This is a genomic window from Amaricoccus macauensis (assembly GCF_049800915.1).
In the GTDB taxonomy this organism is placed as follows: Bacteria; Pseudomonadota; Alphaproteobacteria; order Rhodobacterales; family Rhodobacteraceae; genus Amaricoccus; species Amaricoccus macauensis_A.
Window position 1 is genome coordinate 145,415 of the sequence record NZ_JBNAFY010000002.1, and the last position, 12,506, is coordinate 157,920.

The following is a 12,506-nucleotide window of genomic DNA, read 5'->3' on the forward strand; positions in this document are numbered from 1 at the left end:
GAAGCATGGAGCAGGCTCATGACACGAAAGGAGACACTGGTCTTTGTCCTGTCGATCTGGGCATGCGTGTTTCCCGGCGTGCTGGTCTTCAGCTACCTGTTCCAGTGGCTCGCACCGAATCTGCCGCTCTGGATCGAGATCGGAGTTTCGACCTTGGTGACCGTTCCGTTCATTTCTTTGGTCTGCTCGCCGCAGATCGAGAAGCTTCTGGCGAAGGCGCGGGACGAGAGTCTGGCGGAGTTCAAGCGCAAGCAGGCCGAGGCGGTCGAATGAGAGAAGCGGCGCAATTTCAATCGGTTGCGGCGAAATCGGGAATGCACGGTGCATGCACAATCCATGCACAATCTGTATGCCAACGATTTGACTCGGGATTTAGAGGCTGATGGACGGAATGCACCTCGCGCAGCTCAATGTCGGACGGCTCGTGGCCGATCCGCAAGATGCGCGCGTGGCGGAGTTCATGGGCGCGCTCGACCGGGTGAACGGGCTGGGCAAGCGGATGCCCGGCTTTAACTGGATGATGGAGGGCTCGGGTGAACCGGGCACGGGCAACACCGAGACGAAGATCGACGGCGACCCGCGGTTCGTCGCGAACCTGACGGTCTGGGAAAGCGTCGAGGCGCTTGAGACTTTCGTCTGGAACACAGTCCACCGGCAGTTCTACGAGCGCCGGGCGGAATGGTTCGAGGTGCTGGGCGCGATGCATTTCGTCATGTGGTGGGTGCCCGCGGGGCACCGACCTAGCCTCGACGAAGCTCTGGATCGGCTGGAGCATCTCAAGGCCAACGGCGACAGCGACCATGCCTTCGGCTGGTCGCATCTGAAGGAAGCGCGGCTGTGGCGTGTGCGCAATTGCACCGACATGGCGGCGGAGTAGGGAAGGAACGGGCGATGGAAGCGGAAGCGCAACTGGCAACCGAAGGCAATCCGCTGGTGAGCCTCATCATGCTCGTGCTTTTCGCGGCGCTTGCGGTCATTCCGTTCTGGAAGATCTGGTCGCGGACCGGGCATTCGGGGTTCTGGGGGTTGCTGGCAGTCGTGCCCATCGCGAACCTCATCGCGCTCTGGGTGCTGGCTTTCAAGAAATGGCCGAGAGACGAGGGGTCCTGACCACATGAGCGACGCAACCGGGCACATGACCCTTCGGCACGTAGCAGCAGGAATTTTTGGAGCGCTGGCATGAGTGATCTGCGCAAAGTTATCATCGACGGCAGCGAGATCGAGGTCGATCCCCGCTTGACCCTGTTGCAGGCCTGCGAGGAGGCCGGGGTCGAGATCCCGCGCTTCTGCTATCACGAGCGGCTGTCGATCGCCGGCAACTGCCGCATGTGCCTCGTCGAGGTCGTGGGCGGTCCGCCGAAACCCGCGGCATCCTGCGCCATGCAGATCAAGGATCTGCGCCCCGGCAAGGACGGCGCTCCGCCCGAGATCAGGACGACATCGCCGATGGTGAAGAAGGCGCGGGAAGGGGTGATGGAGTTCCTGCTCATCAACCACCCGCTCGACTGCCCGATCTGCGACCAGGGCGGCGAATGCGACCTTCAGGACCAGGCGATGGCCTATGGTGTCGATTTCTCGCGCTACCGCGAACCGAAACGCGCTGCGGTGGACATGGATCTCGGGCCGCTGGTCGGCACTTGCATGACGCGCTGCATTTCGTGCACCCGCTGCGTGCGCTTCATCACCGAGGTGGCCGGCATCCCCGAACTGGGACAGACCGGGCGCGGCGAGGACAGCGAGATCACCTCCTACCTGGGCGCGATGCTCACCTCCGAGATGCAGGGCAACGTGATCGACCTCTGCCCGGTCGGCGCGCTGACCTCCAAGCCCTATGCCTTCACCGCCCGCCCCTGGGAGTTGAAGAAGACGGAATCCATCGACGTGATGGATGCCCTCGGCTCGAACATCCGGGTTGACACCAAGGGCCGCGAAGTCATGCGCATCCTGCCGCGCAACCATGACGGCGTGAACGAGGAATGGCTTGCGGATCGCTCGCGCTTCATCTGGGACGGGTTGCGGCGCCAGCGACTGGACCGGCCCTACATCCGCGTCGATGGCAAGCTCAAGCCCGCGACCTGGGGAGAGACCTTCAAGGCTGTGGCAGAAGGAACCAAGGGCAAGAAGGTCGCCGCGATTGCGGGAGATCTCGCCCCGACCGAAGCGATCTACGCCCTGCGGCAACTCGCGCGCAGCCTAGACTGGACCACGGAGGCCCGCGTCGATGGCGCGAAGCTTCCGGCAGACAACCGGGCGGCCTACGCCGGAACCGCAACCATCGAGGATCTCGAATTCGCGGAGATGATCCAGCTCGTGGGCGTGAATCCGCGTCTGGAAGCGCCTGTGCTCAACGCGCGCATCCGCAAGGCCTGGCTGCGCGGTGCGACGGTGGGCCATATCGGTGAACCGGTCGATCTGACGTATGATGTCGTGCACACCGGAACCGGACGCGCGGCGCTCGAGGAACTGGCCTCCAAGGATCTCGGCGGGGTCAAGGACAAGGACACCGTCGTCGTGATCGGGCAGGGCGCGCTCACCGGTGCAGATGGCGAAGCCTGCCTCGCGGCGGCCATGCGGCTCGTCGAGAATTCCAACAGCAAGTTCCTGGTGCTCCACACGGCGGCGAGCCGCGTCGGCGCGCTTGACCTTGGCTTTGTCACGGAGGGCGGCGTCGAGGCCGCGCTCGACGGGGCCGAAGCGGTCTACAACCTCGGTGCCGACGAGATCGACATCGCGCCGGGGCCCTTCGTGATCTACCAGGGCAGCCATGGCGACCGTGGTGCGCACCGGGCGGACGTGATCCTGCCGGGGGCAGCCTACACCGAGGAATCCGGGATCTTCGTCAACACCGAGGGTCGGCCGCAGATGGCCAACCGCGCCGGCTTCCCTCCGGGCGAGGCGAAGGAAAACTGGGCGATCCTCCGGGCCCTGTCGGCCGAGCTCGGCGCGACACTGCCGTTCAATTCGCTGGCCGCTCTCCGGGCCGAAATGGTGGCCGAACTGCCGCATCTCGGTGCGATCGACATCGTGCCGGAAAATGCGTGGACGTCGTTCGATGCGGGCGGTAAGACCCTCGACAAGGATCTGGGCGATTTCACCTCGCCGACTTCTGCGCATTACCTCGCGAACCCGATCATGCGCGCAAGCTCGGTCATGGCGGAACTGGCCAGACTGGCAAGCGACCGGGCCCGGCCCATGGCAGCGGAGTAAATGATGGACGGCTTCTTCGACACCGGTCTGGGCATCTTCATCATCATTCTCGCGCAATGCCTTCTGGTCACGGTGCTTGTGCTCGTGAGCCTCGCATTCCTGATGTATGCCGACCGCAAGATCTGGGCCGCGGTTCAGATCCGCCGCGGTCCGAACGTCGTCGGCCCCTGGGGGCTGATGCAGAGCTTCGCCGACTTCCTGAAGTATATCGTCAAGGAAGTGGTTGTGCCCTCGGGCGCGGACAAGTTCGTCTTCTTCCTCGCTCCGATGATCAGTTTCATCACCTCGCTCATCGTCTGGGCGGTGATGCCCTTCGGGGACGGCTGGGTGGTTTCGAACCTCAACGTCGGCATCCTGTTCATCTTCGCCATCTCCTCGCTCGAGGTCTATGGCGTGATCATGGGCGGCTGGGCCTCGAACTCGAAGTATCCCTTCCTGGGCAGCCTGCGCTCCGCGGCCCAGATGATTTCCTACGAGGTCTCGATCGGCCTCATCATCATCGGTGTCCTGATCTCGACCGGCTCGCTGAACCTGACCAGGATCGTCATGGCCCAGGATGGCGACCTCGGCATGTTCAACTGGTACTGGTTGCCGCACCTGCCGATGGTGTTCCTCTTCTTCATCTCGGCGCTGGCCGAGACCAACCGCCCGCCCTTCGACCTACCTGAGGCGGAATCGGAGCTCGTTGCGGGCTACCAGGTGGAATATTCCTCGACGCCGTTCCTGCTTTTCATGATCGGCGAGCTGATGGCGGTGTTCTTCCTCTGCGCGCTGATGTCGGTGCTGTTCTTCGGTGGCTGGCTCTCGCCAATTCCGGGGCTGCCCGACGGCTTCATCTGGATGGCGCTGAAGATGCTGATGTTCTTCTTCATGTTCGCCATGGTGAAGGCCATCGTGCCCCGCTACCGCTATGACCAGCTGATGCGGATCGGCTGGAAGATGTTCCTGCCGCTCTCGCTCGGCTGGGTCGCACTTGTCGGGCTGGCCGCGCACTACGGCTGGTTCTGGGGCGCCTACCAGCGCTGGGCAATCGGAGGCTGATGACATGGCATTCACCTATGCAAAGGCCGCGCGCTACTTCCTGCTGGCCGACTTCTTCGCGGGCTTCAAGCTCGGGCTGCGCTACTTCGTCAAACCGAAGCCTACGCTGAACTATCCGCACGAGAAGGGCCCGCTTTCGCCCCGGTTCCGCGGCGAGCACGCGCTCAGGCGGTATCCGAATGGCGAGGAGCGCTGCATTGCCTGCAAGCTCTGCGAGGCGATCTGCCCGGCGCAGGCGATCACGATCGATGCGGAGCCGCGCGAGGATGGGTCGCGGCGCACGACGCGCTACGACATCGACATGACGAAATGCATCTACTGCGGTTTCTGCCAGGAAGCCTGCCCGGTGGATGCGATCGTCGAGGGGCCGAATTTCGAGTTCGCGACCGAGAGCCGCGAGGAGCTGTTCTACGACAAGCACAAGCTTCTGGCGAACGGTGACCGCTGGGAGGCGGAAATCGCCCGCAATCTCGAACTGGACGCGCCCTACAGATGACTGAAATCCAGCCCAGAGCGCATCAATCCCGTCGCAAGTGCGGGACGCCGGAAGGGGGACACACATGAGTTTTGCCGTTTTTGCCTTCTATCTGTTCTCGATCATCGCGGTCGTGGCGGGGGTTCTGGTGGTGTTCGCGCGAAACCCGGTGCATTCGGTGCTCTGGCTGATCCTGGCGTTTCTCTCCTCCGCCGGGCTCTTCGTGCTCCTGGGGGCGGAATTCGTCGCGATGCTGATGCTGATCGTCTATGTCGGCGCAGTCGCGGTGCTCTTCCTCTTCGTGGTCATGATGCTTGACGTGGACTTCGCGGAGCTGCGTGGCGGCATGGCGAAGTTCCTGCCTGCCGGGCTTCTGATCGCGGTGGTGCTGCTGGTGCAGCTGGGCTTCGCCTTCGGTGGCTGGGAGGCGAGCGAGGAAGCCCTGGCGCTGCGGCCCGCGGTCACGCCCGATCCGGCGGTCACGGAGAACACCGCCGCGCTCGGGAACGTGCTCTACACGCAGTATGTGTTCCTGTTCGAACTGGCGGGGCTCGTGCTCTTGGTCGCCATGATCGGGGCCATTGTCCTCACCCATCGCAAGCGGGCCGGTGTGAAGAAGCAGGACGTGGTCTCGCAGATGTATCGCGACCCCAAGACCGCCGTCGACCTGGTCGATATCAAACCGGGGCAGGGCGCATGAAAACGAAATACCTGACACGCGGAGGCGTTGCTGCATGATCGGACTGGGCCATTACCTCACTGTTGCCGCGATCCTCTTCGTCACCGGCATCTTCGGCATCTTCATCAACCGCAAGAATGTCATCATCATCCTGATGTCGGTCGAGCTGATGCTGCTCGCGGTCAACATCAACATGGTCGCCTTCTCCGCCTATCTCGGGGATCTCGCGGGACAGGTCTTCACGCTCTTCATCCTGACCGTGGCAGCGGCGGAAGCCGCCATCGGCCTCGCAATTCTCGTCTGCTTCTTCCGCAACCGCGGCACGATCGCGGTGGAAGACATAAATATGATGAAGGGGTAACGCGGCTATGACGACCCTCATTCTTCTCCTGCCGCTCTTCGGCGCGCTGATCTGCGGCTTCGGCTACAAGCTGATGGGCGAGAAGGCCGCCACCTACACCGCGACCGCCATCCTCTTCTTCTGCTGCTTCCTCTCCTGGATCGTCTTTTTCAGCTTCGACGGCGAGACAGTGAGCCGCCCGCTCTTCCGCTGGGTCGCCTCGGGGTCCATGAGCGCCGAATGGGGCGTGCGCGTTGACCGGCTCACCTGCATCATGCTGGTGGTGGTCACGACCGTTTCCTCGCTCGTTCACCTGTACTCGATCGGCTACATGGGCCACGACGAGAACTGGAAAGAGGGCGAGAGCTACCTGCCGCGCTTCTTCGCCTATCTCTCCTTCTTCACCTTTGCGATGCTTTCGCTGGTGACCGCCGACAACCTCCTGCAGATGTTCTTCGGCTGGGAAGGCGTGGGTGTCGCCTCCTACCTGCTGATCGGGTTCTACTACCGCAAGGCCAGCGCCAACAACGCAGCCATGAAGGCGTTCATCGTCAACCGTGTCGGTGACTTCGGCTTCCTGATGGGGATCTTCGCGCTCTACTACCTCGTCGATTCCATCGCCTTTGACGACATCTTCGCGGCAGCACCCGAGATTGCCGAGACGCAGCTCACCTTCCTGTGGCGCGAGTGGAACGCGGCCGAGGTTGCCTCCTTCCTGCTCTTTGTCGGCGCGATGGGCAAATCGGCGCAGCTTCTGCTGCACACCTGGCTGCCGGACGCCATGGAAGGCCCGACCCCGGTTTCGGCGCTGATCCACGCCGCAACCATGGTGACCGCGGGCGTCTTCCTCGTATGCCGCATGTCGCCGGTCCTGGAGTTCGCGCCCGGTGCGCTGACCTTCATCACCTTCATGGGCGCGATGACGGCCTTCTTCGCCGCGACCGTGGGTCTGGTGCAGAACGACATCAAGCGCGTGATTGCCTATTCGACCTGTTCGCAGCTCGGCTACATGTTCGTGGCCGCCGGTGTGGGCGCATATCCGGTCGCGATGTTCCATCTCTTCACCCACGCCTTCTTCAAGGCGCTGCTGTTCCTCGGTGCCGGTTCGGTCATCACCGCGATGCACCACGAACAGGACATGCGGAACTATGGCGGGCTGAAGGACAAGGTGCCGTTCACCTACTGGATGATGATGGCCGGAACGCTGGCGATCACCGGTGTCGGCATTCCGCTCACCACCATCGGTTTCGCGGGCTTCCTCTCGAAAGACGCGATCATTGAAAGCGCGTTCGCGGGCCAGAACGGCGCGGCAGGGTTCGCCTTCGCCTGCCTCGTGGTCGCGGCGGCCTTCACCAGCTTCTATTCCTGGCGGCTCGTGTTCCTCACCTTCCACGGCAAGCCGCGCGGCGACCACCACGCCCACGACCATGCGCATGAGAGCCCTCGGGTCATGCTCATTCCGCTCGGCGTGCTGGCATTCGGCGCGGTTTTCGCGGGCATGATTTGGTATGGCGTCTTCTTCGGCGACCATCACAAGATGAACGCCTGGTTCGGCATCCCGGCCCACCATGAGGAAGTTGCCCATGGCGACGATCACGGTGCCGAAACGGCTGACCACGGTGAGGAAGCTTCGGCCGATCACGCGGTGGCAAGCGAGAGCGCCGAGGCCGAAGGCCATGGCGAGGCAGCGGAACACGCCGATGCAGCCACAGGCGATCATGGTGCGGAAGAGGCACATCATGACGCGGCGCAGATCGGCGCGGTCTTCTTCGGACCTGAAAACACCGTCATCGACGATGCGCACCATTCGCCGGTCTGGGTGAAGGTCTCGCCCTTCTTCGCCATGCTCGCGGGTCTGGCGGTGGCCTACTGGTTCTACATCCTCGATCCGACGCGGCCCAAGGCACTCGCGGATGCGCAGCCGATCCTCTACCGCTTCCTGCTCAACAAGTGGTATTTCGACGAGATCTACGACGTGATCTTCGTGCGGCCGACCCGCTGGCTCAGCTCCTTCTTCTGGAAGAAGGGGGATGGCGCGACCATCGACGGCGCGATCAACGGCCTGGCCATGGGCTTCGTTCCCTTCGTCACGCGTCTCGCCGGGCGGGCACAGTCCGGATACCTCTTCCACTATGCCCTGGCGATGGTGGTCGGTCTGATCGTCCTTGTCCTGTGGCTCAGCATCCGGGGAGCAGCGTAAGATGAACAGCCTGCTTTCGCTCATCACCTTCCTGCCACTGATCGGGGCGGCGGTGCTTCTGATCTTCCTCAAGGGCGAGGATGAGCTGGCCCAGAAGAACGCGAAACTCCTCGCGCTCTTCACGACTGGGGCCACCTTCATCCTGTCGCTCTTCGTGCTGATCGGGTTCGATCCGTCCGATACCGGCTTCCAGTTCGTCGAAGAGGCCGAATGGCTGGGCGGGCTTACCTACAAGATGGGTGTGGACGGCATTTCCGTCCTCTTCGTGATGCTCACCACCTTCCTGATGCCGCTGGTGATCGGCGCGAGCTGGCACGTGACGGACCGGGTGAAGGAATACATGGTCGCCTTTCTCGTGCTGGAGACGCTGATGATCGGCGTGTTCTGCGCACTCGATCTGATCCTCTTCTACGTCTTCTTCGAGGCGGGCCTGATCCCGATGTTCCTGATCATCGGCATCTGGGGCGGAAAGGATCGCATCTACGCGGCGTTCAAGTTTTTCCTCTACACCTTCCTCGGCTCGGTGCTGATGCTGGTCGCGATGATCGCGATGTATTACCAGGCCGGCACCACCGACATCCCGACGCTGCTCACCTACGAGTTCCCGTCTGAGACGATGAGCGTTCTGGGCTTCTCGGTCATCGGTGGAGCGCAGACGCTGATGTTCCTCGCCTTCTTCGCGAGCTTTGCGGTGAAGATGCCCATGTGGCCGGTTCATACCTGGCTGCCGGATGCCCACGTTCAAGCGCCCACCGCGGGCTCCGTCGTGCTGGCGGCGATCCTTCTGAAGATGGGGGGCTACGGCTTCCTGCGCTTCTCCCTGCCGATGTTCCCCGTGGGTTCGATGGTGATGCAGGATTTCGTCTTCACCCTCTCGGTGATCGCCATTGTCTATACCAGCCTCGTGGCGATCATGCAGGAAGACGTGAAGAAGCTCATCGCCTATTCCTCCGTGGCACATATGGGGTTCGTGACCATGGGGATCTTCGCCTTCAACCAGCAGGGGCTGGATGGCGCGATCTTCCAGATGCTGAGCCATGGCTTTATCTCCGGCGCGCTCTTCCTCATCGTCGGCGTGATCTATGACCGGATGCACACCCGTGACATCGCGGCCTATGGCGGTCTCGTTGTCCGAATGCCGGTCTATGCGTTGATCTTCATGCTCTTCACCATGGGCAACGTGGGCCTGCCCGGCACCTCCGGGTTCGTCGGCGAGTTCCTCACGCTCTCGGCGGTGTTCCAGGTTTCCACCTGGGTGGCGTTCTTCGCTGCCTTCGGGGTGATCCTCTCGGCCTGCTACGCACTCTGGCTCTACCGCCGGGTGGTCTTTGGTGACCTGATCAAGGAGAGCCTCAAGACCATCGAGGACATGACCGGTCGCGAGAAGCTCATTTTCGCGCCGCTTGTGGTCGCGACGCTCCTGCTCGGGGTCTATCCCGCGCTCATCCTCGACGTGATCGGGCCTTCGGTGGATGCGCTGGTGCAGCACACCGAAACGGCCATGGCCGCGACCACCACCACACTCGCAATGCACTGACGGATACGGGGACAGTAGACAGATGCTCGGCCAAGACCTTTCCGTTATCGCCCCGGAACTGATCCTCGCGCTCTATGCGATGGGGGCGCTCCTCTGGGGCGCCTTCGCCAAGAGGGACATGAGCCGCCTGATCCTGCGCGTCACGGTGTCGGTGCTCGTGATCGTCGGCCTCTGGGTCGGGTTCGGCTCCGGCACCAGCATGGCGTTCGAGGGAAGCTTCATCAATGACGGCTTCGCGCGGTTCTCCAAGGTGCTGATCCTCTTCGGCGCCGCGGCGACGCTTGCGATGAGCCTCGAGTTCCTGGCGCGTACCGATCTCCTGAAATACGAGTTCCCGGTGCTGGTGACGCTGGCTGTCATCGGGATGATGGTGATGGTGTCCGCCTCCGACCTGATCGTGCTTTATCTCGGGCTCGAACTGCAGTCGCTCGCGCTTTATGTCATCGCCTCCTTCCGCCGCGACAGCCTGCGCTCCACGGAAGCAGGGCTGAAGTATTTCGTCCTTGGCGCGCTCTCCTCGGGGCTGCTGCTCTATGGTGCGAGCCTCACCTACGGCTTCTCCGGCACCACGAATTTCGCGGGCATCGGCTCGATCGTGGGAAGCGGCGAGCACATGGCGACGGGTCTCGTGTTCGGCCTCGTCTTCATCATCTCGGGGCTGGCCTTCAAGGTCTCCGCGGTGCCGTTCCACATGTGGACGCCGGACGTCTATGAGGGCGCACCGACGCCGGTGACGGCCTTCTTCTCCACTGCGCCCAAGGTCGCCGCCGCGGCGCTGATGGCGCGCGTGCTGTTCGATGCCTTCGGCGATGCCGTTTCGGACTGGCAGCAGGTGCTCGCGCTCATCTCGCTCTTCTCGATGTTCCTCGGCTCATTCGCCGCCATCGGCCAGACCAACATCAAGCGCCTGATGGCCTATTCCTCCATCGGGCACATGGGCTACGCACTCATGGGGCTGGCGGCCGGAACCCAGGCGGGCGCGGAGGCGCTTCTCGTCTACCTCGCCATCTACGTGACCATGAACGTGGGGGTCTTTGCCTTCATCCTGAACATGACGCGCGACGGCAAGCAGGTGAGCGACATCGCCTCGCTCGGTCTCTACAGCCGGGTCGAACCGGCCCGGGCTGCCGCGCTCGCGGTCCTGATGTTCAGCCTCGCGGGCGTTCCGCCGCTGATCGGTTTCTTCGGGAAGTTCTACGTCGTCTCGGCGGCGGTCGATGCCGGACTGGTCTGGCTCGCGGTCGCGGGTGTGGTCGCCAGCGTGATCGGTGCCTACTACTACCTGCGCATCGTCTACCTGATGTATTTCGGCGAAGCGGCAGAGCCGATGGACGGCCGGATGCCTCCGATCCACTGGGGTCTTCTGGGCGCCTCGTCGCTCGCGATGATCTTCGGGATCGTCAATCTCTTCGGAGTTGACAGCCTCGCTGCCGCGGCCGCCGCATCGCTTGTCCAGTAGACCGAATGACTGACTGGCCGCGGGGCGTCGGCTTCCGCCGCCTGAATGACGTTGACAGCACGAACGCGGAGGCCCAGCGACTGGCCTCTGTCGGGCAGACCGGGCCGCTCTGGATTCTGGCGCATCGCCAGACCAGCGGCCGGGGGCGGCGCGGTCGCCCCTGGACCGATCATCCGGGCAACTTCTACGGCACCTTTCTCTTCACGCCTTCGGGTGAACCCCGGGATGCCGCCCTGCGCTCGTTCACCGCGGCGCTCGCCCTGCGCGACGCGCTGACCGAGGTTACGGGCCGGGCGGAACTCTTCTCGCTGAAATGGCCAAATGACGTGCTGCTGTCGGGGCGAAAGCTGGCCGGCATTCTCCTCGAGATGTGCCCTGCACCACGAAGGGAAAAACAGGCGCTTGCCGTCGGGATCGGCGTGAACCTTGCCCATGCTCCAGAACCCGGACTGCTTGAAGCCGGTGCCCTGGAGCCGGTGAGCCTCGCGGATGCGACCGGATTTGCGATCGCACCGGAGGATTTTGCCATCTTCCTTGCGAATGCATTCGCGCGGTGGGAAGCGACTTACGAACGAGGGGGCTTTACGCCGCTGCGCAAGGCCTGGCTGGGGGCGGCCACAGGGCTCGGCAGGCAGATCGTTGCGCGGCTGCCGGGGCGGGAGATCCACGGCACCTTCGGTGGCATCGACACGAGCGGAGCGATCCAGCTTGATACCGCGGAGGGGCGGGTCACGCTGCCTGCGGCGGAGATTCATTTCCGCAGGCAGGTATCGGGAGGGACGGGGGAATTGAATGCTTCTGGCAATTGACGTCGGCAATACAAATACGGTTTTTGCACTTCACGACGGGACCGAGCTTGTCGCGCAGTGGCGCTGCGCGACTGAGCAGGAACGCACGGCGGACGAGTATTTCGTCTGGCTCCAACAGCTCATGGATTTCCACGAGAAGCAGGCCGAGATCAACTCCGTGGTCATTTCCTCCGTGGTTCCGCGCGTGGTCTACAACCTGCGCGTGCTGTCCGACCGCTACTTCAGTTGCCGACCCCATGTCGTCGGCAAACCGGATGTGAAGATCGGCGTCCCGGTTCGCGTGGACCCGACCACCAGCGTTGGGGCGGACCGGCTTGTGAATACGGTCGGCGCACACGACAAATACGGCGGAAACCTGATTGTCGTGGATTTCGGCACCGCAACGACCTTCGACGTCGTCGGTGAGGATGGGGCCTATGAAGGCGGGGTGATTTCGCCCGGCGTGAACCTGTCTCTCAAGGCACTGCATGACGCGGCCGCGGCGCTTCCGCATATCGATGTCAGCAAGCCCAATTCCGTTATCGGTACGAATACGGTGGCCTGCATGCAGTCAGGCGTTTATTGGGGTTACATTGGACTTATCGAAGGCATATGTGCGCGTATTCGGGAAGAGCGCGGAGTTCCGATGAAAGTTATCGGAACCGGTGGTCTTTCCACCCTGTTTGCCCAGGGAACCAACGTGCTTGAAATCGTCGATACCGAGTTGACCATTCATGGCCTCGTCTTGATCGACCGACTGAACAGAGAGTGAGGCCGCGT

The 12,506-nt window shown here is 62.9% G+C and carries 13 protein-coding genes; all 13 read left to right on the plus strand.

From position 1 onward, the window contains the following. Positions 1–18 precede the first annotated feature (18 nt). The 13 genes from ACP15W_RS04985 (at position 19) to ACP15W_RS05045 (ending at position 12,498) form a co-directional block, all read left to right on the plus strand. Positions 19–273 (plus strand): hypothetical protein, encoded by a 255-nt coding sequence (locus ACP15W_RS04985; RefSeq protein ID WP_424931754.1) that lies wholly within the window; start codon positions 19–21, stop codon positions 271–273. Between the two features lie 109 nt (positions 274–382). Continuing rightward, the gene (locus ACP15W_RS04990; RefSeq protein WP_424931755.1) at positions 383–877 is read left to right on the plus strand and encodes a DUF3291 domain-containing protein; all 495 of its coding nucleotides are present in this window, start codon (positions 383–385) and stop codon (positions 875–877) included. A gap of 14 nt (positions 878–891) precedes the next feature. Next, positions 892–1,110: a hypothetical protein gene (locus ACP15W_RS04995; RefSeq protein ID WP_424931756.1), complete on the plus strand. Its 219-nt coding sequence runs from the start codon at positions 892–894 to the stop codon at positions 1,108–1,110. A 69-nt stretch (positions 1,111–1,179) separates the two neighbouring features. Continuing rightward, positions 1,180–3,207, plus strand: a complete 2,028-nt coding sequence (gene nuoG / locus ACP15W_RS05000) for an NADH-quinone oxidoreductase subunit NuoG (protein WP_424931757.1) — start codon at positions 1,180–1,182, stop codon at positions 3,205–3,207. Positions 3,208–3,210: 3 nt separating this feature from the next. Continuing rightward, positions 3,211–4,248 (plus strand): NADH-quinone oxidoreductase subunit NuoH, encoded by a 1,038-nt coding sequence (gene nuoH / locus ACP15W_RS05005; protein WP_424932279.1) that lies wholly within the window; start codon positions 3,211–3,213, stop codon positions 4,246–4,248. Positions 4,249–4,252: 4 nt separating this feature from the next. Beyond that, positions 4,253–4,744 carry an NADH-quinone oxidoreductase subunit NuoI gene (gene nuoI / locus ACP15W_RS05010; protein WP_424931758.1) on the plus strand — a complete coding sequence of 164 codons (492 nt, stop codon included), beginning with the start codon at positions 4,253–4,255 and terminating at the stop codon, positions 4,742–4,744. Between the two features lie 64 nt (positions 4,745–4,808). Further along, positions 4,809–5,423: an NADH-quinone oxidoreductase subunit J gene (locus tag ACP15W_RS05015; protein WP_424931759.1), complete on the plus strand. Its 615-nt coding sequence runs from the start codon at positions 4,809–4,811 to the stop codon at positions 5,421–5,423. Positions 5,424–5,457: 34 nt separating this feature from the next. Then, entirely contained in the window at positions 5,458–5,763 is a 306-nt protein-coding gene (nuoK, locus tag ACP15W_RS05020) for an NADH-quinone oxidoreductase subunit NuoK (protein ID WP_424931760.1), read from the plus strand. A gap of 7 nt (positions 5,764–5,770) precedes the next feature. Beyond that, on the plus strand, positions 5,771–7,942 hold the full coding sequence (nuoL, locus tag ACP15W_RS05025; RefSeq protein ID WP_424931761.1) for an NADH-quinone oxidoreductase subunit L: 2,172 nt from the start codon (positions 5,771–5,773) through the stop codon (positions 7,940–7,942). A 1-nt stretch (position 7,943) separates the two neighbouring features. Continuing rightward, entirely contained in the window at positions 7,944–9,479 is a 1,536-nt protein-coding gene (locus ACP15W_RS05030) for an NADH-quinone oxidoreductase subunit M (protein ID WP_424931762.1), read from the plus strand. Between the two features lie 22 nt (positions 9,480–9,501). Further along, positions 9,502–10,938, plus strand: a complete 1,437-nt coding sequence (gene nuoN, locus ACP15W_RS05035; RefSeq protein ID WP_424931763.1) for an NADH-quinone oxidoreductase subunit NuoN — start codon at positions 9,502–9,504, stop codon at positions 10,936–10,938. Positions 10,939–10,943: 5 nt separating this feature from the next. Further along, positions 10,944–11,747: a biotin--[acetyl-CoA-carboxylase] ligase gene (locus tag ACP15W_RS05040; protein WP_424931764.1), complete on the plus strand. Its 804-nt coding sequence runs from the start codon at positions 10,944–10,946 to the stop codon at positions 11,745–11,747. Then, a complete protein-coding gene (locus ACP15W_RS05045) occupies positions 11,731–12,498 on the plus strand; it encodes a type III pantothenate kinase (RefSeq protein WP_424931765.1) in 768 nt (255 codons plus the stop codon). The genes ACP15W_RS05040 and ACP15W_RS05045 overlap by 17 nt, the downstream gene beginning before the upstream one ends. Positions 12,499–12,506: the final 8 nt, after the last annotated feature.

What these genes read in the sequence shown, in the direction of transcription:
- ACP15W_RS04985 (WP_424931754.1), top strand. Translation starts at nt 19, where the DNA reads ATGACACGAAAGGAGACACTGGTCTTTGTCCTGTCGATCTGGGCATGC.
- ACP15W_RS04990 (WP_424931755.1), top strand. Translation starts at nt 383, where the DNA reads ATGGACGGAATGCACCTCGCGCAGCTCAATGTCGGACGGCTCGTGGCC.
- ACP15W_RS04995 (WP_424931756.1), top strand. Translation starts at nt 892, where the DNA reads ATGGAAGCGGAAGCGCAACTGGCAACCGAAGGCAATCCGCTGGTGAGC.
- nuoG (WP_424931757.1), top strand. Translation starts at nt 1,180, where the DNA reads ATGAGTGATCTGCGCAAAGTTATCATCGACGGCAGCGAGATCGAGGTC.
- nuoH (WP_424932279.1), top strand. Translation starts at nt 3,211, where the DNA reads ATGGACGGCTTCTTCGACACCGGTCTGGGCATCTTCATCATCATTCTC.
- nuoI (WP_424931758.1), top strand. Translation starts at nt 4,253, where the DNA reads ATGGCATTCACCTATGCAAAGGCCGCGCGCTACTTCCTGCTGGCCGAC.
- ACP15W_RS05015 (WP_424931759.1), top strand. Translation starts at nt 4,809, where the DNA reads ATGAGTTTTGCCGTTTTTGCCTTCTATCTGTTCTCGATCATCGCGGTC.
- nuoK (WP_424931760.1), top strand. Translation starts at nt 5,458, where the DNA reads ATGATCGGACTGGGCCATTACCTCACTGTTGCCGCGATCCTCTTCGTC.
- nuoL (WP_424931761.1), top strand. Translation starts at nt 5,771, where the DNA reads ATGACGACCCTCATTCTTCTCCTGCCGCTCTTCGGCGCGCTGATCTGC.
- ACP15W_RS05030 (WP_424931762.1), top strand. Translation starts at nt 7,944, where the DNA reads ATGAACAGCCTGCTTTCGCTCATCACCTTCCTGCCACTGATCGGGGCG.
- nuoN (WP_424931763.1), top strand. Translation starts at nt 9,502, where the DNA reads ATGCTCGGCCAAGACCTTTCCGTTATCGCCCCGGAACTGATCCTCGCG.
- ACP15W_RS05040 (WP_424931764.1), top strand. Translation starts at nt 10,944, where the DNA reads ATGACTGACTGGCCGCGGGGCGTCGGCTTCCGCCGCCTGAATGACGTT.
- ACP15W_RS05045 (WP_424931765.1), top strand. Translation starts at nt 11,731, where the DNA reads ATGCTTCTGGCAATTGACGTCGGCAATACAAATACGGTTTTTGCACTT.